At 72.0% G+C, this 20,730-nt stretch carries 18 protein-coding genes; 15 read left to right on the top strand and 3 right to left on the bottom strand.

Going from position 1 to position 20,730, the window contains the following annotated elements:
• Positions 1-32: 32 nt before the first annotated feature.
• From OWR29_RS42440 to OWR29_RS42475, 8 genes are all read left to right on the top strand, one after another.
• The gene (locus tag OWR29_RS42440; RefSeq protein WP_267569280.1) at positions 33-980 is read left to right on the top strand and encodes a cobalamin biosynthesis protein; all 948 of its coding nucleotides are present in this window, start codon (positions 33-35) and stop codon (positions 978-980) included.
• Complete coding sequence (locus tag OWR29_RS42445; protein ID WP_267569281.1) at positions 977-2,512, top strand: cobyric acid synthase; 1,536 nt, start codon at positions 977-979, stop codon at positions 2,510-2,512. The genes OWR29_RS42440 and OWR29_RS42445 overlap by 4 nt, the downstream gene beginning before the upstream one ends.
• Complete coding sequence (locus OWR29_RS42450; RefSeq protein WP_267569282.1) at positions 2,505-3,071, top strand: uridine kinase family protein; 567 nt, start codon at positions 2,505-2,507, stop codon at positions 3,069-3,071. Before OWR29_RS42445 ends, OWR29_RS42450 begins: the two co-directional genes overlap by 8 nt.
• Positions 3,068-4,129 carry a M48 family metallopeptidase gene (locus tag OWR29_RS42455; protein ID WP_267569284.1) on the top strand — a complete coding sequence of 354 codons (1,062 nt, stop codon included), beginning with the start codon at positions 3,068-3,070 and terminating at the stop codon, positions 4,127-4,129. Before OWR29_RS42450 ends, OWR29_RS42455 begins: the two co-directional genes overlap by 4 nt.
• 21 nt (positions 4,130-4,150) lie before the next feature.
• Entirely contained in the window at positions 4,151-5,506 is a 1,356-nt protein-coding gene (locus OWR29_RS42460) for a dipeptidase (protein WP_267569285.1), read from the top strand.
• A gap of 10 nt (positions 5,507-5,516) precedes the next feature.
• A complete protein-coding gene (locus OWR29_RS42465; protein WP_267569286.1) occupies positions 5,517-6,995 on the top strand; it encodes an FAD-dependent monooxygenase in 1,479 nt (492 codons plus the stop codon).
• A gap of 209 nt (positions 6,996-7,204) precedes the next feature.
• Entirely contained in the window at positions 7,205-7,363 is a 159-nt protein-coding gene (locus OWR29_RS42470; RefSeq protein WP_267569287.1) for a hypothetical protein, read from the top strand.
• A 448-nt stretch (positions 7,364-7,811) separates the two neighbouring features.
• Positions 7,812-9,371, top strand: coding sequence for an ATP-dependent DNA ligase (locus OWR29_RS42475; RefSeq protein ID WP_267569288.1), 1,560 nt, complete (start codon positions 7,812-7,814; stop codon positions 9,369-9,371).
• A gap of 188 nt (positions 9,372-9,559) precedes the next feature.
• On the opposite strand, the gene OWR29_RS42480 is transcribed toward OWR29_RS42475, so the two are convergent.
• Positions 9,560-10,594: an SURF1 family cytochrome oxidase biogenesis protein gene (locus tag OWR29_RS42480; RefSeq protein WP_267569290.1), complete on the bottom strand. Its 1,035-nt coding sequence runs from the start codon at positions 10,592-10,594 to the stop codon at positions 9,560-9,562.
• A 142-nt stretch (positions 10,595-10,736) separates the two neighbouring features.
• Between OWR29_RS42480 and OWR29_RS42485 the strand changes: the two genes are divergently transcribed.
• The 3 genes from OWR29_RS42485 (at position 10,737) to OWR29_RS42495 (ending at position 13,226) form a co-directional block, all read left to right on the top strand.
• On the top strand, positions 10,737-10,895 hold the full coding sequence (locus tag OWR29_RS42485; RefSeq protein ID WP_267569291.1) for a hypothetical protein: 159 nt from the start codon (positions 10,737-10,739) through the stop codon (positions 10,893-10,895).
• Positions 10,896-10,950: 55 nt separating this feature from the next.
• Complete coding sequence (locus OWR29_RS42490; RefSeq protein ID WP_267569292.1) at positions 10,951-12,453, top strand: cobyrinic acid a,c-diamide synthase CobB; 1,503 nt, start codon at positions 10,951-10,953, stop codon at positions 12,451-12,453.
• A 158-nt stretch (positions 12,454-12,611) separates the two neighbouring features.
• Positions 12,612-13,226 carry a TIGR03086 family metal-binding protein gene (locus OWR29_RS42495; RefSeq protein WP_267569293.1) on the top strand — a complete coding sequence of 205 codons (615 nt, stop codon included), beginning with the start codon at positions 12,612-12,614 and terminating at the stop codon, positions 13,224-13,226.
• On the opposite strand, the gene OWR29_RS42500 is transcribed toward OWR29_RS42495, so the two are convergent.
• A complete protein-coding gene (locus tag OWR29_RS42500; protein WP_267569294.1) occupies positions 13,223-15,430 on the bottom strand; it encodes a transglycosylase domain-containing protein in 2,208 nt (735 codons plus the stop codon). The genes OWR29_RS42495 and OWR29_RS42500 overlap by 4 nt on opposite strands.
• A gap of 66 nt (positions 15,431-15,496) precedes the next feature.
• Here OWR29_RS42500 and cobC point away from each other — a divergent pair, with 66 nt between their 5' ends.
• The 4 genes from cobC to OWR29_RS42520 are packed head-to-tail and all read left to right on the top strand — an operon-like array spanning position 15,497 to position 19,195.
• Positions 15,497-16,549, top strand: coding sequence for an Rv2231c family histidinol phosphate aminotransferase CobC (cobC, locus tag OWR29_RS42505; protein ID WP_267569295.1), 1,053 nt, complete (start codon positions 15,497-15,499; stop codon positions 16,547-16,549).
• Entirely contained in the window at positions 16,546-17,604 is a 1,059-nt protein-coding gene (gene cobT / locus OWR29_RS42510; protein ID WP_267569296.1) for a nicotinate-nucleotide--dimethylbenzimidazole phosphoribosyltransferase, read from the top strand. The genes cobC and cobT overlap by 4 nt, the downstream gene beginning before the upstream one ends.
• The gene (cobA, locus tag OWR29_RS42515) at positions 17,601-18,788 is read left to right on the top strand and encodes a uroporphyrinogen-III C-methyltransferase (RefSeq protein WP_267569297.1); all 1,188 of its coding nucleotides are present in this window, start codon (positions 17,601-17,603) and stop codon (positions 18,786-18,788) included. Before cobT ends, cobA begins: the two co-directional genes overlap by 4 nt.
• Positions 18,789-18,817: 29 nt before the next feature.
• Positions 18,818-19,195: a VOC family protein gene (locus OWR29_RS42520; RefSeq protein ID WP_267569298.1), complete on the top strand. Its 378-nt coding sequence runs from the start codon at positions 18,818-18,820 to the stop codon at positions 19,193-19,195.
• Here OWR29_RS42520 and OWR29_RS42525 read toward each other — a convergent pair.
• On the bottom strand, positions 19,183-20,613 hold the full coding sequence (locus OWR29_RS42525) for an alpha,alpha-trehalose-phosphate synthase (UDP-forming) (RefSeq protein ID WP_267569299.1): 1,431 nt from the start codon (positions 20,611-20,613) through the stop codon (positions 19,183-19,185). The two genes, OWR29_RS42520 and OWR29_RS42525, sit on opposite strands and share 13 nt — an antisense overlap.
• Between the last annotated feature and the right edge of the window lie 117 nt (positions 20,614-20,730).

The following is a 20,730-nucleotide window of genomic DNA, read 5'->3' on the forward strand; positions in this document are numbered from 1 at the left end:
ACGGCAAGCTGAGGCAACGAAAGGATCAAGGCGTGGCGGGGGCGGCTGACGCGGCGGGGCTGGCCGCGGGCTACTTGCTCGATGCGGTGTTCGGGGATCCGCGGCGGTTCCACCCGGTGGCGGGCTTCGGGACGGCGGCCGCCGCGCTGGAGAAGCGGATCTACGCCCCCAACCGCCGGTCCGGGGCGGCCTTCACGGCCATCGCAGTCGGGGTTCCGGCTCTGGCCGGGTTCGGTGCGGCCGCCGCCACCCGGAAGCTGCCGATCGCCCGTACGGCGCTGGTCGCCGCCGCGACGTGGACAGTGCTGGGCGGAAGGACCCTCCGGCGGGAGTCGCGGGTCATGGCCAGGCACCTCGACGGCGGCGATCTCGACTCGGCCCGCGGACGGCTCAACCACCTCTGCGGCCGTGACCCCTCGGGGCTCGACGAGTCCGAGCTGGCGCGGGCCACCGTCGAGTCGGTCGCCGAGAACACGTCGGACGCGGTGGTCGCGCCGCTCGTGTGGGGCGGGCTGTTAGGGCTGCCGGGGCTGCTGGCCTACCGGGCGGCCAACACGCTCGACGCCATGGTGGGGCATCGGTCGGCGCGGTACGCCCGGTTCGGCACGGCCTCGGCCCGGCTCGACGACGGGCTCAACCTGCTGCCTTCCCGCCTGACCGGGGTGCTGACGATCGCGGTGTCGCCGATTGCCGGCGGCAACCCGAAAGAGACGCTGCGGGTGTGGCGCCGCGACCGCAACGATCACCCGTCGCCCAATGCCGGGCAGTGCGAGTCGGCCATGGCGGGGGCTTTGGGCGTACGTCTGGGTGGGCGCAACGTCTATTTCGGACGTAGCGAGACGAGGCCGTTCCTCGGGGACGGTCCTCGGCCGTCAGCCAAGCATCTGCGTCGCGCCGCGCGGGTGTCCGGGGCGGTCGGACTGGCCGCCGCCGCCCTGGCTGTCGGGACTGCCCTCGTACGCGGGAAAATGCGCCCATGACCGGCGGGCTTTTGGTCGCCGGCACCACCTCGGACGCCGGCAAGAGCATCCTCACGGCCGGCATCTGCCGGTGGCTGCACCGTCGCGGCGTCAAGGTCGCGCCGTTCAAGGCGCAGAACATGTCGAACAACTCGGTGGTCGTCGTCGGCCCGGACGGGCGCGGCGGCGAGATCGGCCGGGCCCAGGCGATGCAGGCGGCCGCCTCCGGTCTCGCCCCCGACCTGCGGTTCAACCCCGTCCTGCTCAAGCCGGGCAGCGACTTCTCGAGTCAGGTGGTGCTGCTCGGCGAGGCCGTCGACACGGTGACCGCGGGCAACTACCGGTCGTTGCGCCCGCGCCTGGCCGAGACAGCGCACGCGGCTTTAGCGGAACTTCGCGCCGAGTACGACGCCGTGATCTGCGAGGGCGCCGGCAGCCCGGCCGAGATCAACCTGCGCGACGGCGACTTCGTCAACATGGGTCTGGCCCGGCGGGCCGGCCTGCCCGCGATCGTCGTCGGCGACATCGACCGCGGCGGCGTCTTCGCGGCTCTCTTCGGCACGGTCGCGCTGCTCAGCCCCGAGGATCAGGCCCTCGTGGCCGGGTTCGTCGTCAACAAGTTCCGCGGGGACCTCGGCCTGCTGCGGCCGGGACTCGACATGATCACGTCGGTGACGCAGCGGCCGGTGTACGGCGTGCTCCCGTTCCACCCGGAGATCTGGCTCGACGGTGAGGACTCTCTCGCGTACGGGAAAACCTTGGGCCGGCCGCAGGGACCGCGCGGCACCGAGTGGCTGCGGGTGGCCGTCGTCCGTCTGCCGCGGCTGTCGAACGCGACCGACGCCGAGGCGTTCGCCACCGAACCGGGCGTCCAGGTGCGTCTCACGGTGGAGCCGGCTGAGATCGCCGGCGCCGATCTGGTGGTCATCCCCGGTTCGAAGGCCACCGTCAGTGATCTCGCTTGGCTACGCGAAACCGGTCTGGCCGACGCGATCGTCACGCACGCGGCGGCCGGCAAGCCTCTGCTGGGCATCTGCGGCGGCTTCCAGATGCTGGCCGAATCGATCACCGACGAGGTCGAGAGCCGCCGTGGCACCGTACCGGGCCTGGGTCTTCTGCCTGTCCGGATCGCGTTCGAGCAGCGCAAGCATCTGAGCAAGCCGACCGGCGAAGGACTCGGTGCGCCAGTCTCCGGCTACGAGATTCACCACGGCGTCGTCACTCAAAGCAGTCAAAAGCCTTTCCTCCGGTACGCCGATGGACGGCCGGAGGGTGCGGTCGGTGATCACGTCTACGGCACGCACTGGCACGGCGCCTTCGAATCCGACGAGTTCCGCCGCCGCTTCCTGACGACTGTCGCCCGCCAGGCCGGCCGGCACGGATTCACGGTGGCCGCCGAGACCACCTTCGCGGGTGTACGCGACCACGCGCTCGACGTGCTGGGTGACCTGGTCGAGGAGCACCTGGACACCGATGCGTTGTGGCGCCTGATCGAGAACGGCCCGCCGGAGGAGCCGCCGTTCCTTCCGCCCGGAGCGCCGGCCCTTGTTTGACGCCCTGGCCGCGTACGTCATGGGACTGCCACCCCGCCTGGGCGACGTGCGCCTGATAGCGATCGACGGCCCGAGCGGGGCCGGCAAGACCAGCTTCGCCGGCTGCCTGGCCGCCGCCCTCGGCGACGCCCCGGTCGTGCACACCGACGACCTGCTCAACGGCTGGGACGACCAGTTCACCTTCTGGGCGCGGCTCGAGGAAAAGGTGCTCGCTCCTTTGCGCCAAGGGAGAACCGCCACATATCAGGGCTACGACTGGGACAAACAAGACTTCGCCGGTCAGACAGTCACAGTGCCTCCCCAATCAGCCGTACTGCTGGAAGGGGTGAGTGCCGCCCGGCGCGAGATTCGTCCGGAATTGACGTTTTCCGTGTTCGTCGACGCGCCGCCCGGACTTCGCTGGGAGCGCGCGATCAGCCGCGACGGGGACGACAGCGTTGCGTATCGGAAGTACCTTGAGCGCTGGCGGGCCGCCGAGGAAAGGCACTTCGCCGTGGACGACACTGCCGCGCACGCGGACCTGATCGTCGACGGCGCGACGAGAGGGTGGGCACGATGACCGACGACGAGAACCGCCCGGTGCGCCGGCGGATCACCCTGACCGGCATCAGCTCGCGGGCCTGGGAACACCCGGCCGACCGCGGCGCGCTGACCGCCCTGCGCGAGCTGCGCGGCTTCGACGACGTGGTCAAGGCGTTCTTCGGCATGTGGAACGAGCGCGGCTTCCGGCTGCAGTTCCTGGCCGGCGCCATCCGCGTCGACCACCGGCAGTACCCGCGCGTCTACCAGCGCTTCACCGAGGCCGCGACCACCCTCGACGTGGTCGAGCTGCCCGAGCTGTACGTGAGCCAGGACCCGATCATCAACGGCTCGGCCATCGGCCTCGACAAGCCGTTCATCGTGATCACCACCGCCGCCGTCGAGAAGCTGGACGACGACGAGCTGCGGGCCATGCTCGGCCACGAGATCGGCCACGTCCGCAGCGGCCACGCCGTCTACAAGACCATCCTGATGATCCTCACCCGGTGGGCGGCCAGCCTGAGCTGGCTGCCGGTCGGCGCCATCGCGCTGCGGGCGATCATCACGGCGATGCTGGAGTGGTGGCGCAAGGCCGAGCTGTCGGCCGACCGCGCCGGGCTGCTCGCCGGGCAGGACCCGGCGGCCTCGCTGCGCCTGCTGATGAAGCTGGCCGGCGGCGGCGACCTGTCGCAGATCGACACGGCCGCCTTCCTCGAGCAGGCGGCGGAGTACGAGAGCGGCGGCGACCTGCGCGACAGCATCCACAAGATCGGCATGACCCTCGGCAGCACCCACCCGGTGCCCGTGGCCCGGGCTTCCGAGCTGCGCAAGTGGGTCGACTCGGGGGCGTACGCGGCGATCCTCGAGGGCGACTACCCGCGCCGCGACTCTGATGGCGACGCCTCGGTGAGCGAGGACGTGAAGTCGGCCGCCCAGTCGTACCGCGAGACGTTCAACAATTCGCAGGATCCGCTCGTCGGCCTGCTCCGCAAGCTCGGCGACGGCGCGGGTGACCTGGCCGGATCGGCGGTGCGGGGCGCTCGCGGGTGGATGGGTGACGCCTCACGGCGCGGCCGGCGGGACGACCAGGAGAGCTGAACGAGCCTTAGGATCATTCCTATGAGCTTGAGTGAGACCGATCTGCGCACGGCCGTCGCGCGGGAGTTCCCCGGAGTCCGCGCCGACCTGGAGCGGCTGGTCCGCATCCCCGGCATCGCCTTCGAGGGGTTCGACCACTCCCACGTCGAGCGGTCGGCCGAGGCGGTGGCCGAGCTGCTGCGCGGCTGCGGCCTCGAGACGCAGATCGTCGTACGCGGGGGACAGCCGGCCGTGATCGGTCGCAAGGCCGCGCCGGCGGGCGCTCCGACCGTTCTGCTCTACGCGCACCACGACGTGCAGCCGGTCGGTGACGTCTCGCTCTGGACCAGCGACCCGTTCGAGCCGGTCGAGCGGGACGGCCGCCTGTACGGGCGGGGCGCCGCCGACGACAAGGCGGGCGTGATGGCCCACGTCGCCGCGCTGCGCGCCTTCGGCGACCAGCTGCCGGTCGGCGTGGTCGTCTTCGTCGAGGGCGAGGAGGAGTACGGCTCCGAGTCGCTCGACGCGATCCTCGAGGAGTTCCGCGAAGAGCTGCGCTCCGACGTCATCGTGATCGCCGACTCCGGCAACTGGGACATCGGCCGGCCCGCGCTGACCACCTCGCTGCGCGGCCTGGTCAACCTGTTCGCCGAGGTCAGCGTGCTCAAGGCGGCCGTACACAGCGGCATGTTCGGCGGCCCCGTGCCCGACGCGCTGACAAGCCTGGCCCGCCTGCTGTCGACCCTGCACGACGAGAGCGGCGAGATCGCCGTGGACGGACTGGTCGGCCGCGAGGGCGCGAGCGTCGACTACCCGGCCGACCGTTTCCGGCACGAGGCGGGCATGCTCGACGGCGTCGAACTGGTCGGCAAGGGCTCGATCACCGACCGCATCTGGACCAAGCCCTCGATCTCGGTGCTGGGCATCGACGCGCCCCGCACTTTCGAGGCCGCCAACGCGTTGCAGCCCAAGGCCAAAGCCAAGATTTCCGTACGTCTGGCGCCGGGCGACGACCCGAAGTCGGCCTACGCGGCCGTGAAGGCGCACCTCGAGAAGCACGTGGCCTGGGGTGCGCAGGTCGAGGTGACGCTCGAGGCCGACGGTGAGCCCTGCGTGATCGACGCGACCGGCCCGGCGTACGAGGCCGCACGCGCCGCCTTCCGTACGGCGTGGGACGGCACCGACCCGGTCGACATGGGCGTGGGCGGCTCGATCCCGTTCATCGCCACCTTCCAGCAGCTCTTCCCGCAGGCCGCGATCCTGGTCACCGGCGTCGAAGACCCGTACTCGGCGGCCCACGGCCCGGACGAGAGCCTGCACCTCGGCGAGTTCGAGCGCGTGTGCGTGGCCGAGGCCCTGCTCCTCAAGAACGTGGCGGAGACACTGTCGACGAAGTAAGGGGCGGCCGATGGCCGAGCTGTCGTGTGACGTGCTGGTGGTCGGGGCCGGCCCGACCGGGCTGATGCTCGCCAACTGGCTGGTCAAACTGGGCGTCCAGGTGATCGTGGCGGACGGCAAGGAGGGCCCGACCCGCGAGTCGCGCGCCCTCGTCGTCCAGGCCCGCAGCCTGGAGATCTACGACCAGCTCGGCCTGGTGGACCAGGTGCTCGAGGCGGCGCAGCGGGCCGACGCGCTCGCCCCCGGCTTCCTCGACCGGGCGTTCGGGCGCATCCCGCTCGGCCCGCTCGGGGGCAAGCTCACGCCGTACCCGTTCATCGAAGTGCTCGAGCAGAGCCGCAACGAAGAGATCCTGTACGAGAACCTGCAGAAGCTCGGGGCCGACGTCCGCTGGGAGACGCCGGTGACCGGGCTCAAGCAGGTCGAGGACGGCGTCGAGGTCAAGGTCGGCAACGACACCGTGCGGGCCCGCTTCTGCGTGGGGTGCGACGGGGCGAACTCGGTGGTGCGCAAGGCCCGGCGGATCGCGTACGAGGGCGTGACCAACCCACACCGGTTCTATGTGATCGACGCGGTCGGGGTGGCCGGGCTGGTCGAGAACGCGATCAACGTACGACCGGGTGGCTCGGACTTCCTGCTGGCGTTCCCCATGCGCGGGCGGCACGCGTGGCGGCTGCTCGGCCTGGTACGTGACGAGGACGGCGACTCGCGGCTCACCGAGGAGGACGTGCGCCCGCGGATCAAGGACTTCGCGGTCACGTACGGCGAATCGCGGTGGTTCGCCACCTACAAGGTGCACCACCGGGTGGCCGCGACCTTCCGCGACGGGCCGTTCTTCCTGGCCGGGGACGCGGGCCACGTGCATTCGCCGGTCGGCGGCCAGGGCATGAACACCGGCATGCAGGACGCCCACAATCTCGCCTTCAAGCTGGCCGACGTGCTGCAGGGCCGCCGCAAGGACCCATGGCTCGACCGGTACGAGGCGGAGCGCCGCCCGGTCGCGCAGACACTGGTGGCCACGACCGACCGGATCTTCGGCGCGATCACCTCGCAGCGGCCCGTCTCGCGGCTGTTGCGGCGGTTCCTGGTGCCGGTGGCGGCGCCGCTGGGGGTGCGCTTCGTGCCGAGGCTGTCGGGCGGCGGGCGGCTGTTCCAGTACGTGTCACAGATCCGAGTGCATTACTGGATGACGCCGAACGCTCAGGCCGCGGCCGGTGGGCGCCGCGATCCGGTGGTCGGGCGCCGGCTGCCCTGGGCAGGCGACAATTTCTCGTCTCTACGGGAATTGCGGTGGCAAATTCACGCGTACGGCGGGGTAGTCGCGGCCGACGTGCCGGAGCTCGGCCTCGCGGTGCACGTCTTCCCGCCGGCGCCGGGCACGGGCCTGCAGCCGGGACGGCTCTATCTGGTGCGCCCGGACGGGTTCGTGGCCGCCGAGGCCGCCGTCTCGGAGGCCGCGGGAGTCTTCCCGGCGCTGATGCGTGGCTGAGCGTTTCGAGGCCGTCGTCACGCACAGCAAACCGGTGCGGGCGACGATCTCGTCCTGTTAGGATATCGAACATGCGTTCGAACGATGTGCCTCGCTCAGTGTCTCTGGTGGTGCGGCCGATGCCCGTCGGGCCGCGTAACGCGCTTGACCGTCTCCGCTCCCGAGACCGTCTCGAATCCATTGCCCGCCTGCGATCCGCCGTCCTCGCCATGGACCAGTTGGACGTCGCCAACTGGGACGACGGCGCCCTCACCGACCATCTGGACGAGCTCTCCGCCACCCTGTGCGCCATCGACGCCCAGGTCACCCGCGTGGCCGAGTCCGTCCGGGCCCGGGGCTTCCGCATCGCCGAGCCCCGAGCCGCCTGACCCTCCACCCCTCCCGCCCGCCTGCCGGTCAAGCCTCTCTTCCCCTCCCTGGCTGACCCGGGCCGGGCCTCCCCAGGTCCCGCTTCGCCGAGCCGGCGCGTCTGTCCGCCCTCGTGATGTGCGGGTGGCCGTTGATCCTCCGCCGTTCCCGGCGTCAGTCCGCTCAGAGTGGCTTTCCTGGTGTTCCCGGCATCGACCCGCGGTGCCATATCCATTCGTCCCCTCGCTCGGTGCGCGCGTGCTGCTCGGGTGGTCGGCACTTGGCCTTCGGCGCGGGCGCCTCGAAGACGTGCTTGTAGCCGAGCCGCCGGGCCATGTTGGCGCTAATTGCTGGCCTGGCCGGCTCCCGGATTGTCGGCGCTGCGCGGGCCGATCCGTATTTCCGCTCGTTGGCGGTTGGGGCCGGGTGAAGCTTCGGGCCGAAAGTGTCAGGGGGTGCTGCCAGGATATGGGGGTGCGATTCGTAGACCTGGCGGCGACCTCGGCGGCCGTTGCCGCGACCTCGGGGCGCAAGGCGAAAGTCGAGCTGCTGGCCGACGCCCTGCGCGGGCTGGATCCGGACGAGGTGGCCGCGGGCTCGGCCTATCTGGCCGGTGAGCTGCGGCAGCGGCAGACCGGGGTGGGCTACGCGAGCCTCCGCGACCGGCCGGCTCCGGCCGAGGCGCCCACTCTGACCGTGGGCGCGGTCGATGCGCTGATCGCCGAGATCTCTGTGGTCGCCGGGGCCGGGTCGCAGGCGCGGCGGCGCGAGCTGGTGGCGGCCCTGTTCGGGGCGGCCACGGCCGACGAGCAGCGGCTGCTGGTCGGCTTGTTCAGCGGCGAGCTGCGGCAGGGCGCGCAGGCCGGTCTGCTCGCCGACGCGATCGCCAAGGCGGCCGAGGTGCCGCTGACTGCCGTGCGGCGGGCGCTGCTCCTGTCGGGCGACCTGAAGCAGGTCGCCGTGGCTGCGCTGGCCGGCGGGGCCGTCGCGCTGGCCGAAATCAGCCTGCGGGTGGGCACGCCGCTCACGCCGATGCTGGCCCAGAGCGCGCCCGACGTGGGGGCGGCGCTGCTGGCCACGGGCACGCCGGCCACGGTCGACGCGAAGCTCGACGGCATCCGCATCCAGGTGCACCGCTCGGGCGACGAGGTGGCCGTCTTCACCCGCAGCCTCGACGACATCACCACCCGCATGCCCGAGGTGGTCGAGGCCGTCCGCAAGCTGCCTTTGCGCGAGGTGGTGCTCGACGGCGAGGCGATGACGCTCGACGCCTCGGGTCGTCCCCGCCCGTTCCAAGAGACGTCGAGCCGTGCCGCCACGCGCGGCGCCGCCGCCTCCCGAAAGGCTTCCCCGGCGGCGGGGTCGCTCGCCTTGGTGCCGTTCTTCTTCGACCTCCTGCACCTCGACGGCGCCGACCTGCTCGACGAGCCCGGCCGGGTGCGCTGGGCCGCCCTGGCCGATGCGCTGCCCACCGAGCTGCTGGTCGGCCGCACCGCGGTGACCAGCGAGGAAGAGGCGGCCGCCGCCTTCGCCGCCGCGCTGGCCGCGGGGCAAGAGGGCGTGGTCATCAAAGCGACCGAGGCCCCCTACGACGTGGGCCGGCGCGGCTCGGCCTGGGTCAAGGTCAAACCCCGGCACACCCTCGACCTGGTCGTCCTGGCCGTCGAGTGGGGCCACGGCCGCCGCAAGGGCTGGCTGTCCAACCTGCATCTGGGCGCCCGCGACCCGGAAGGCGGCGGTTTCGTGATGCTCGGCAAGACCTTCAAGGGCCTCACCGACGAACTGCTCCGCTGGCAGACCGAACGCTTCCAAGAGCTGGCCACCGGCGACGACGGCTGGGTCGTCCGGGTCCGCCCGGAACAGGTGGTCGAGATCGCCTTCGACGGCGTCCAGACCTCCCCGCGCTACCCCGGCGGCGTCGCCCTGCGCTTCGCCCGCGTCCTGCGCTACCGAGACGACAAGCCCGCCGCCGAGGCCGACACCATCGACATGGTCCGCAAGATCGGCACCTTCCCCACCCCGGAGTAGCCGCCGGCAACCCCGCCCGTGGACGACCGAGACGGCACCGCGAGGACGGCCGGACTGGTCAGGCTGATCGGCGACTTGGGCACGGTCGAGTGCCGGCAAGTCGGGCCAAGGCAACACGCGGCGGGTAGGAAGGGGCAGCGACGTCCGGCCGGACGGGCACGTCGCGGGTCCGGCGGGCGAGTGGGTGCTCAGTCTTGCGCCGGTCGGCCCGGGCTGGTGGCCTCGCGAGCACGGTCGGCATCGGACACCCGATCACCCTGGGTAGCGGCAGCTGCGGCCCGCTGACGGTCGGCTTCCTCCACGCGGTCACCAGACTCGGAGCGCCGGCGGGCAGTCTCCGCCGCTTTCGCTGCGGCTCGGCGGTCGGCTTCCTCGACCCGGTCGCCTCCGCCGTTGCGGCGGCGGTCGGCCTCTTCGACTCGGTCGCCTGAGGTGGGACCTGGACTTGTGGGAGTGCGGTCGGGGGTGGGCTCGGGGCCTCGGGCCTCTTTGCGCGCGTAGTAGACATACGCGCCCAGGGCCATCAGCGCGAACAGCCACCACTGGACGGCGTAGCCGCCGTTCTGCCAGGCGTCCTCGTGGTCGATCGGGATTTGGGTGAAGGCGGCGTCGGCGGCGGGCGTCTGCTCGGTGAGGAGCACGTAGGCGCCGTACACCGGGTAGGGCATTTCGGGCGCCAGGCGGGGGAGAGAGATGCGCCGGGTGTCGAGGCGGCCGTCCCGGCGTTCCACCGCGACGGGTCGGCTTTCCGACAGGTGGATCTGGCCGACGACCGTGACCGGGCCGGTCGGCGCGGGCGGGACCACGGGGGCCGCCAGCGCGCCGCCCTCGGGGGCCGGCACCCAGCCGCGGTCGACCAGCACCGCCGTGCCGTCGGTCAGCACCAGGGGCGTCACGATCTCGAACCCGACGTCGCCGTCGACCGTGCGGCCGCGCGCCTGGATCTCGTGCGACGGGTCGTATTGACCGGAAACTGTGACCTTTGTCCAGGCCGAATCCTTGCCCGGAGAGGTCCCGGCCGCACCCGGCGCGGTCGGCCGCGACAGCACCGAGGTGAGCGGAACGGCGGCCACCGAGTCGGCGGCGTCGATCCGGTCGTTGATGGCGCTGCGTTCCTCGTACCGGCGCAGCTGCCAGTTGCCGAGCATCACCATGACCACCGCGGCGGCCACCGCGAGCGCGAGCGCGGCCAGCCAGCGCGGGCTCAGCAGGAAGCGGTACACGCACCGAGGCTACCCGTCGCCCCGCCGGCGCCGGCCGCAGCCGGGTACTGTCCCTGTCCGGCAATCGAAACACCTGGCCGGCCCCGGCGATCCCGGGCGGCGGGGGCACCAGGCCGGCCGGTGACTGTCGTCACGCCGACGGGTGGAAGTTGCCGTTGACGGACTATTAAAAGATCAGCCGGGAACACCGGTGGCCCCGGCCGGTGATGCCGGCAAAAAACCGGCCGGCGACGCGGGCAAAAAACCGGTCGGCGACGCCGGCAAAGACCGGCCGGCGACGCCGGCAAAGACCAGCCGGTGATGCCGGCAAAAGACCGGCCGGCGACGCCGGCAGAAGAAAGGCCCGGGAAGACACGATGAGCGCCCAGCCCCGTCTGGTCGTGAGCGCCCCCGCCTCGGGGCACGGCAAGACCGCGATCGCGGTCGGCCTGCTGGCGGCGGTCGCGGCTCGCGGCGTCCCGGTGGCCGGGTTCAAGGTCGGCCCGGACCACACCGACGCCGCCTATCTCGGGCTCGCTGCCGGGCGGCCGGGGCGCAACCTCGACCCTCGGCTGGTCGGCGCCCAGCGCATCGCCCCGCTTTTCCAGCACGGCGCCACCGGCACCCAGCTGTCGGTCATCGAGGGCGCGATGGGCCTGTTCGACTCGCTCACCGGTCAGCCCGAGATCGACGGCACCGCCGCTGTCGCCTCCGTGCTGCGGGCGCCCGTCGTCCTGGTCGTCGACGTCGCCTCGATGGGGCACTCGCTGGCCGCTCTCGTGCACGGCTTTCGCATGTTCGACGAGATGGTCCACCTCGGTGGCGTGGTTCTCAACCGGGTCGCCTCGCCCCGCCACGAGCAGATGCTGCGGACCGCCCTAGACGACATCGGCATGCCGGTGCTGGGCGCCCTGCGCCGCGGTGACCTGCCCAACGTCCTGCCCGCTCGCTCGCACGGGCCGGTGCCGGTCGCGCATCGCACCGTCGAGGCGATCCGGGCGGTGCGCCGGCTCGGCGAGTCGGTCGCCGGCGGCCTCGACCTGGATCGGATTATGGCGCTGGCCGGTTCCGCGCCCGCGCTGCCGGGGCCGCTGTGGACGCCGGCCGAAGCGGCCGGGGCCGAGGTGTTCGAGCAGCGGCCGGTGGTCGCGCTGGCCGGTGGGCCGGGGGCTCCTTACACGTACGTCGAGACGGCCGAGCTGCTGACTGCGGCCGGCGCCGATGTGGCTGTCGTCGACCCGTTGCGGGACGAGGGCCTGCCCGCCGGCACCCGGGCTCTGGTCGTGGGAGCGGGTCTGCCCGAGGGGTACGCCGAGGAGTTGTCGGCCAACCGCCGCCTGTGTTCCGCGGTGGCCCAATTCGCCGCCGACGGCTGGCCGGTGATCGCCGAGGGCGTGGCGCTGCCGTGGCTGGGCCGCGACCTGGACGGGCGCCCCATGTGCGGCGTGCTCGACGCGACCTCGGTGACCGGCGAGCAGACCGTCGCCGGCTATCGCGAGGCCACCGCGCCCGCTACCTCGCCGCTGGCCCCGGCCGGCGCGCGCATCACCGGCTACAAACAGCACCGGGCCGTCGTCACGCCGCGTGCGGGCGCCGTGCCCGCGTGGACCTGGTCGGGCGGCAACCCCGAGGGTTTCGTCTGGCGTCAGGTGCACGCCTCGCAGCTGGGTCTGCACTGGGCGGCCGCGCCCGAGATCGCCAAGCGGGTCGTCTCAGCTGCGATGGCCGGCCCGGCGCCGCTGCTGCCGCCCATTCCGCTGCGCCCCACGCCGCCGCAACCGCAGGCCCCGGCTCAGCCCGCGATGAACGCGCCGGCGGTGAAAGCGCCCGCGCCGCCCACGGTGAACCTGAACGACACGGTGGACATCACCACGTCCTGACCCCGATCGTCAATCCGGAATGCGATGTTGGGCAAGATCGAAATGTCGGAATGCCTGACTCCGGGAAGCATCCGTGAAAACGCCCCTCGCCGAACGCGAAAGTGTCGCACCTCACCCGTAACGTGGGGTTAACAGGCATGACGCGAAGGAGGATGGCCGTGGCCGATCGTGTTCCTCTGGATTTCGACCCGCCGGTCCGGGTGCTGCGGGCTCTGCTGCTCGGCGTCGACAACGGCGAGCTGCCCAATCCCACCCCTTGTCCCGGGTGGAGCGTCGCCACCCTGCTCGACCACCTGATGGGCCTGTCCGTGGCCTTCACCCAGGCCGCCCGCAAACGCATCGACGATCCCGCCACGTCCTCCGCCCCCGAGCCCTCCGCGCAGCATCTCTCCCGTCACTGGCGCAGCCGCCTGCCCGTCCTGCTCGAAGACCTGAGCACGTCGTGGAAAGACCCGGACGCCTGGACGGGCACGTCCCAGGCCGGCGGCGTCACCATGCCGGCCGCCGCGCTGGGCCACGTCGCCATGAACGAGCTGATCATGCACAGCTGGGACCTGGCCCGCGCCACCGGTCAGGAATACTTCGCCGACCCGCGCACCCTCGAGATCATCATCGAGTTCCTGAGCCAGGGCCCGGCCGAGGGCACCCCCGGCCTGTTCGGCCCCGTCGTGCCCACCGACGACGAGGCCACCCTGCTCGACCAGGCGCTGGCCCTGGCCGGCCGGGACGCGAAGTGGCGCCCGCCCCGCCGCCGGCCCGCGGCCGCCGCCTAGTCGTCCTCGTTCTCGTCGTCGCGATCCCGGTCCCGATCCCGACCGCGGTCGCGGCCTTCGTCGCCCCAGCGCGAGACCATGTCGTCCGAGGGCGGGGTGAATTTCGCCTTCGGCTGGCCCTTGAGCGCGTCCTTGAGGGTCTCGGCGACGGTGAACTTCGAGGTGGTCGACCGGTTGGAGCCGACGTTCATCTCCGGGTTGTCCGGGTCGGCCACGAAGGCGGCCGCCGCCAGCTGGGGGGTGAAGCCGCAGAACCACGCCGTCTTGTTGCTGTCGGTGGTGCCGCTCTTGCCGGCGATCGGCCGCTTCAGCGTCCCGTAGACCATCTCGGAGGTGCCCCAACCGCCGCAGCTGCCGCGGGCCGCGCCGTAGCCGGTCACGCAGCGGGCCGCGTCAGTCGCCGCCCGGGCCACGTCCGGGCTGACCGCCCGGTGGCAGCGCGGCGCCGCGACGGCCTTGCCCTGGTAGGTGGCGTCCGTACCGTCCCGGGTCTTGATCGCCGCGACCGGTAGCGGCTGGCAGTACGTGCCCTCGGCGGCCAGCGTGGCGAAGACGTTGGCCATCTCGACCGGGGTCACGTCGCTGACGCCCAAAGTGAAGGCGCCCCAGCCGCCGGCGTGCTCGGGTGAGGCCAGCTTGCGGTCGATCTCGGTACGCCAGCGCAGGCCGAGGCGTTCGGCCATCTTGACCGCCTTCTCGGCGCCGACCTTCTGCTCGAGCTGCACGAAGTACGTGTTCACCGACTTGCCGAACCCGCTCCACATGGTCTGCCGGCCGGTCATCGACGGTGTCGAGTTCTTCGGGCACCAGTGCACGCCGCAGGTGGCCGGCCCGGGCGCGGTGATGTACTTCGAGTAGAACCGCGGCGGGCTGTAGAACGACGTGCTCAGCGGCATCCCCTCGTCCAGCGCGGCCAGCATGGTGAAGATCTTGAACGTCGACCCGGCCTGGTAGCCGGCCATCGTCCCGCCGCCGAGCAGCGGGTTCACCGTGTTGGGGTAGTTGCCCTTGACGCCCTTGAAGCGGCTGTGTTTCGCGTTGCCCTTCTGGTCGAGCGAGTAGCGGCGGTTCACGGCCAGGCTCAGCACGCGCCCGGTGCCGGGCTCGATGATCACCTGGCCGTGGGCGATCCGGCTGCGCCGCTTCTCCTTGTCGAGGATGTGCTTCATCGCCGACGCCTGGATCTTCGGGTCGAGCGAGGTGATCACCCGGTAGCCGCCGCGGCGCAGGTTGGCCTCGCGCTCCTGCGGGTTGGGGCCGAAGGCGGGCTGCTCCTTCCACCACGACCGCAGGTAGTCGCAGAAGAAGCCCCAGTTGTTGTGCTTGTTGTCGATGCCGATGCAGTCGTTGGCCGGCGAGCTGAGCTTGAGCCGGATCTTCTCGCGCTTGGCCTCGGTCGCCTGCAGCGGGGTGATCGCCTTCATCTTGAGCATCTGGTCGATCACGTAGTTGCGGCGGTCGGTGGCGGCTTCCCGGTCGTTGCTGGCCGGGTCGTACGCCGAGGGGGCCTTGACCAGGCCGGCGAGCAGGGCGGCCTCGGTCAGATTCAGGTCTTTGGGCGCCTTGGAGAAGAAGACCTGAGCGGCGGCGTAGATCCCGTACGCCCGGTGGCCGTAGTACGCCGCGTTCAGGTACCGCTCGAGGATCTCCTGCTTGCTCAATCGCTTCTCGAGCTCGATGGCCAGCCGCATCTCCCGCAGCTTGCGCTGGGTGGTCTGCTCGGTGGCCTCCAGCGCCTCCTTCGGCGTCTGCGCGCTGTCCCGCAGCGCCATCCGCACGTACTGCATGGTCAGCGTGGAAGCGCCCTGCGAGACGCCGCCCGCCTGCTGGTTGGCCACGAACGCGCGGGCCACACCCTTGGCGTCGACGCCGTTGTGCTCGTAGAAGCGGGTGTCCTCGGACGCCACGATGGCCTGGGTGACGTACGGGGACATGTCTTTGATCTTGATGGGCCGCCGATGCTCCTCGTAGAACATCGTGAGCAGCGTCTTGCCGTCGTTGGCGTAGACGTAGGTGGTCTGGGCGCTCGGCACCTCGATCAGCTCTTCGGGCATGGCCTGAAGGGCTTCGGTGCCGGCTTTGACGCCGAGACCGGCCACGGCGGCCAGGGGGTAGGCGAGACCGGCGATCACGAGACCCGCGATCAGGCCGGTGCGGACGAGGGGTGCGACTTTTCCGGCTGCCACCATATGAAGGTAGGACAAAAACTCTCATGACCGTACGGATCAGCCGAAAGTGAGACGCCGATCCGGGTCGGGCATCCTGAGGACATGACGATCGACCTCGGCCACCACGGCGACACGGAGGTGGGCGCCGGGCTGGTCGATCTGGCGGTCAACGTGCGCCGCGAGCCCATGCCGCCCTGGCTGTCGGGCCCGCTGCGCGCTTCCCTGGACGACCTCGCGGCCTACCCCGACGCGACCGGAGCCACGGCCGCTGTGGCCGCCCGGCACGGACGCGATCCCGGCGAGGTGCTGCTGACGGCCGGCGCCGCTCAGGCCTTCGTCCTGCTGGCCCAGGCCCTGCGCGACGCCCGCCGCCCGGTCGTGGTGCACCCGCAGTTCACCGAGCCCGAGGCCGCGCTGCGCAACGCCGGTCACTCCGTCGAGCGGGTGCTCCTGCGCGAAGAGGACGGCTTCCGGCTCGACGCCGCGCTCGTGCCCGCCGACGCCGACCTGGTCTTCGTCGGCAACCCGACCAACCCCACCTCGGTGCTGCACCCGGCGGGCGAGATCGCCGCGCTGGCCCGGCCCGGCCGCGTGCTGGTCGTCGACGAGGCGTTCGCCGACACGACCTACCGGTCCGGCGTGCCCGGCGAGCCCGAGTCGCTGGCCGGCCGGCGTGATCTTCCCGGCCTGGTGGTGCTGCGCAGCCTCACCAAGACCTGGGGGCTGGCCGGGCTGCGCATCGGCTACCTGCTCGGCCCGGCCGATCTGCTGCCCCGGCTGGCCGCCGCGCAGCCGCTGTGGGCGGTGTCGACTCCCGCCCTGGCCGCCGCCACCGCGTGTGCCTCGCCGGTGGCGGTCGCCGCGGAACGAGAGATCGCGGCCCGTCTGGCGGTGGAGCGCGACCACCTGGTGCGGCGGCTGCGGCACGTGCCGAACCTCACGGTCGCCGGCGATCCGGCCAGCGCCTTTGTGGCCGTACGCTTTCCCGGCGCCGACAAGACCCGGGTTGAGCTGCGGGAACGGGGTTATGCCGTCCGCCGCGGCGACACCTTTCCCGGGCTGGGCCCCGATTGGCTGCGCGTCGCGGTGCGCGACACTGCCACTACCGACGCATTCATCGAGGTCCTGACCGCCTTACTGGAGGAACGCCCGTGACCGCCGACCTGGAGGCGACGATCGCCGCCGTCCGGCCTGCCGACGAGACGGCGATGCGAGCCGCCCGCGACCTGCAGGCCCGGCTGACCAAGCCGGCCGGCTCGCTGGGCACTCTCGAAGAGCTTTCGGTACGGCTGGCCGGTCTGGCCGGAGTCTGCCCGCCGCCGCTGCCCGCTCCGGCCACCGTGGCGGTGTTCGCCGGCGACCACGGCGTGCACGCGCAGGGCGTCACCCCGTGGCCGCAAGAGGTCACCGCGCAGATGGTGGCCAACTTCGTGGCCGGCGGGGCCGTCGTCAACACGTTCGCCCGGCAGGCCGGCGCCGACGTGATGGTGGTCGACGTCGGCGTGGCCATCCCGCTGCACGGCGGGGCTACTCTGCTCGACGCGAACGTCCGCCGCGGCACCCGCGACCTCTCGGTCGAGCCGGCGCTGACCCGCGACGAGGCCCAGGCCGCCGTCGAGGTCGGCCTGGGCGTGGCTCAGGCGCTGGTCGAGTCGGGCGCCAAGTGCCTGCTCACCGGGGACATGGGCATCGCCAACACCACTCCCGCAGCCGCCCTGATCGCCGCCTTCACCGGCCGCGACCCGGCGGCCGTCACGGGCCGTGGCACCGGCATCGACGACGAGACGCTCGCGCACAAGACCGAGGTGGTCGCTCGCGCGCTGGCCCGGCACCGGCTCGACCCGGCCGACCCGCTGGGCGTGCTGGCCGCCGTGGGCGGCCTCGAGCACGCGGCGCTGACCGGTTTCATCCTGGGTGCGGCCGCGAACCGGGTGCCGGTGATCATCGACGGCGTGATCGCCGCCTCGGCCGCGCTGGCCGCCGCCGCGTTCGCGCCGGACTCGGTGGCCGCCATGGTCGCCGGTCACCGCTCGGCCGAGCCCGGCGCCACCGTCGCGCTGGCCCACCTCGGCCTCGAGCCCCTGCTCGACCTCGGCATGCGCCTGGGCGAGGGCAGCGGCGCCGCGCTCGCGCTGCCGGTCGTCACGGCCGCCGTTCGCGTGCTGCACGAGGTCGCCACCTTCGACTCGGCCGGAGTGTCCGAGAAGTGAGCGTCTATCCCCTCGGGCTCAAGCTGACCGGCCGCCGGGTGCTCATGGTCGGCGGCGGCGCGGTGGCCACCCGGCGTGTGCCCGCCCTGCTGGCCGCGGGCGCCGTGGTCGAGATCGTGTCGCCCGAGCTGACCCCGGCCCTGCGCGGCCAGGTCGACGCCGGCCGGGCGACCTGGAACGCCCGGCGGTTCGAGCCGTCCGACGTCGACGGCGCCTGGCTGGTGCACGTCGCGATCGACGACCCGGCCGCCGCCGAACAGGTGAGCGCCGCCGCCGAGCAGCGGCGGGTGTTCTGCGTACGGGCGGACGACCGCGACGCGGCCACGGCCTGGACCCCCGCCGTCACCCGGCATGGCCAGGTCACCGTGGCCGTCACCGACGGCGGCGACCGGCGGCGCGCCATGGCCGTCCGCGACCTGGTGGCCCACGCCCTCGAGAGCAGCCCGCCGGTCGCGCCCGAGCACAAGGGCGTGGCCCTGGTCGGGGCCGGCCCCGGCGACCCGGAACTGATCACCGTGAAGGGCCGCCGGCTGCTGGCCGCGGCCGACGTCGTGGTGGCCGACCGGCTGGTGCCCGGCATGCTGCTGGGCGAACTGCGGCCCGAGGTCGAGTTCGTCGACGCGGCCAAGATCCCGTACGGCCCGGCCGCGGCCCAGGAAGAGATCAACCGCATCCTGGTCGAGCGCGCCCTCGAGGGAAAGTTCGTGGTGCGGCTCAAGGGCGGCGATCCGTTCGTCTTCGGCCGCGGCGGCGAAGAGGCGATCGCGTGCGCCGAGGCCGGCGTCCCGGTGCTGGTCGTGCCCGGCGTGACCAGTTCGATCGCCGCGCCCGCGCTGGCCGGCATCCCGGTCACCCACCGCGGCGTGGCGCACGAGTTCACCGTGGTCAGCGGGCACATCCCGCCCGGCCACCCCGACTCGCTGGTCGACTGGGCGGCCCTGGCCCGGCTGCGCGGCACCTTGGTCGTCCTCATGGGGCTGAAGAACCTGGGGAAGATCACCGAGCGCCTGATCGCCGAGGGGCGCGCGCCCGAGACACCGGCCGCTGTCGTGCAGGAGGGCTCGACCAGCCACCAACGCTCACTGCGCAGCACACTGGGCGAAGTCACCGCGGCGGTCGCCGAGGCCGGCATCCGGCCGCCGGCCGTCGTGGTGATCGGAGAGGTCGTACACGCAGCGGTATAGAAGCGTCACTGTGTGGGTAGGTCGTTCGCATGGACGGACGGCCGCAGATCACCCTGACCGCAACGGTGCTGGACGCGCCCGACGCGCGCGAACTGGCCGCCTTCTATCGGCGGCTCCTCGGCTGGAGCGCGACCCAGGAGGAGGACGACTGGGTCGTGCTGGGCGCTCCCGGCGGCGGCGCCGGGCTTTCCTTCCAGACCGAGAAACAGTACGTACGACCGGTGTGGCCCGCCCAGCCCGGGCAGCCCCAGATGAGCATGCACCTCGACATCCGCGTCGAGGACCTGGAAGCGGCGTGCGCGCACGCCACGAAGGCCGGTGCCACGCTCGCCGACTTCCAGCCTCAGGAGAACGTCCGGGTCTTCCTCGACCCGGCCGGTCACCCGTTCTGCCTCTACGTGGACTGAACGCCGTCCGGCTCGGGGTCGCGGCCCTCGGCCGCCGCCTCGAGCGCGTCCAGGAACGTCCGCGCCCACTGCGCCACGTCGTGCGTACGAAGGTGCCGCTGCATCACCCGCATCCGCCGCTTCAGCTCGGCCGGCTCGGCCGCGACGGCCCGCATCAGCGCGTCCTTCACGCCGTCGGGGTCGTGCGGGTTGCACAGGAACGACTGGCGCATCTCGGTCGCCGCGCCCGCGAACTCGCTGAGCACCAGCGCGCCGCCGGTGTCACCCCGGCAGGCCACGTACTCCTTGGCGACCAAGTTCATGCCGTCGCGGAGCGGGGTCACCATCATGACGTCGGCCGCCACGTACATCGCGGCCAGTTCCTGCTTGCTGTACGACTGGTGCAGGTAGTGCACGGCGGGCACGCCGACCCGGCCGAACTCGCCGTTGATCCGCCCGACCTCGCGCTCGACCTTCACCCGCAGCGACTGGTAGTGCTCGACGCGTTCCCGGCTCGGGGTCGCCACCTGCACCATCACCGCGTCGCCGACCTTGAGCTTGCCGTCCGACAGCAGCTCGCGGAACGCCTTGAGGCGCAGTTCGATGCCCTTGGTGTAGTCGAGCCGGTCGACGCCCAGAATGATCGTCTTGGGGTCGCCCAGCTCGGCCCGGATCTCTTTGGCCCGCGCCTGCACCTTGGGGTCGGCCGCGAGGCGTTCCATCTCTTTGGTGTCGATGCTGATCGGGAAGGCGCCCGCCTTGACCTTGCGCCCGTCGACCTGGATCGACTGGCCCTCGTAGCGCAGGCCGAGCAGGTGCCGGGCCAGGCGTACGAAATTCTGCGCCGCCAGCCGCTGCTGGAAGCCGACCAGGTCGGAGCCGAGCAGTCCGCGCAGCACCTCGGCCCGGAACGGCATCTGCATGAACAGCTCGATCGGCGGGAACGGGATGTGCAGGAAGAACCCGATCTTGAGGTCGGGCCGCAGCTCACGCAGCATGGCCGGCACCAGCTGCAGCTGGTAGTCCTGCACCCAGACGGTGGCGCCGTCGGCGGCGACCTCGGCCGCGGCCTGGGCGAAACGCTGGTTGACCAGGCGGTATGTCTCACGCCAGCGACGCTTGTAGACCGGCGTCTCGACGGCGTCGTGATAGAGCGGCCAGATCGTCGCGTTGGACTGGCCCTCGTAGTAGCGCTCCAGCTCGTCCGCGCTCAGCGGGACCGGGTGGATGTGGATGCCCTCGAGGTCGAACGGCTCGGGCGCCTCGCCGGTGCCGCCGGCCCACCCGATCCAGGTGCCGCCGTGCTCGGTCAGCACCGGGTGAAGGGCGGTGACCAGGCCACCCGGACTCGTACGCCACTGGCGTTCCCCGTCCGGGGTGGTGATCTCGTCGACGGGCAGACGGTTGGCGACTACGACGAAGGAACTTCGTTCGGCCACGCTGAGTGCACCTCCGGGTCGTTTCTGTTCCCACTTGTGAGCCTACTGTGCGTAGCAGCAGGAGGCGTGCCCAGTGTCGAGCGCCGTCCGTGTACCCACTTATGGCGGCCGGGTGCC

This window comes from Paractinoplanes pyxinae, from assembly GCF_026626335.1.
In the GTDB taxonomy this organism is placed as follows: domain Bacteria; phylum Actinomycetota; class Actinomycetes; order Mycobacteriales; family Micromonosporaceae; genus Actinoplanes; species Actinoplanes pyxinae.

What these genes read in the sequence shown, in the direction of transcription:
- cobC (WP_267569295.1), top strand. Translation starts at nt 15,497, where the DNA reads ATGACGATCGACCTCGGCCACCACGGCGACACGGAGGTGGGCGCCGGG.
- OWR29_RS42465 (WP_267569286.1), top strand. Translation starts at nt 5,517, where the DNA reads ATGGCCGAGCTGTCGTGTGACGTGCTGGTGGTCGGGGCCGGCCCGACC.
- OWR29_RS42520 (WP_267569298.1), top strand. Translation starts at nt 18,818, where the DNA reads ATGGACGGACGGCCGCAGATCACCCTGACCGCAACGGTGCTGGACGCG.
- OWR29_RS42460 (WP_267569285.1), top strand. Translation starts at nt 4,151, where the DNA reads ATGAGCTTGAGTGAGACCGATCTGCGCACGGCCGTCGCGCGGGAGTTC.
- OWR29_RS42470 (WP_267569287.1), top strand. Translation starts at nt 7,205, where the DNA reads ATGGACCAGTTGGACGTCGCCAACTGGGACGACGGCGCCCTCACCGAC.
- OWR29_RS42455 (WP_267569284.1), top strand. Translation starts at nt 3,068, where the DNA reads ATGACCGACGACGAGAACCGCCCGGTGCGCCGGCGGATCACCCTGACC.
- OWR29_RS42490 (WP_267569292.1), top strand. Translation starts at nt 10,951, where the DNA reads ATGAGCGCCCAGCCCCGTCTGGTCGTGAGCGCCCCCGCCTCGGGGCAC.
- OWR29_RS42475 (WP_267569288.1), top strand. Translation starts at nt 7,812, where the DNA reads ATGGGGGTGCGATTCGTAGACCTGGCGGCGACCTCGGCGGCCGTTGCC.
- OWR29_RS42445 (WP_267569281.1), top strand. Translation starts at nt 977, where the DNA reads ATGACCGGCGGGCTTTTGGTCGCCGGCACCACCTCGGACGCCGGCAAG.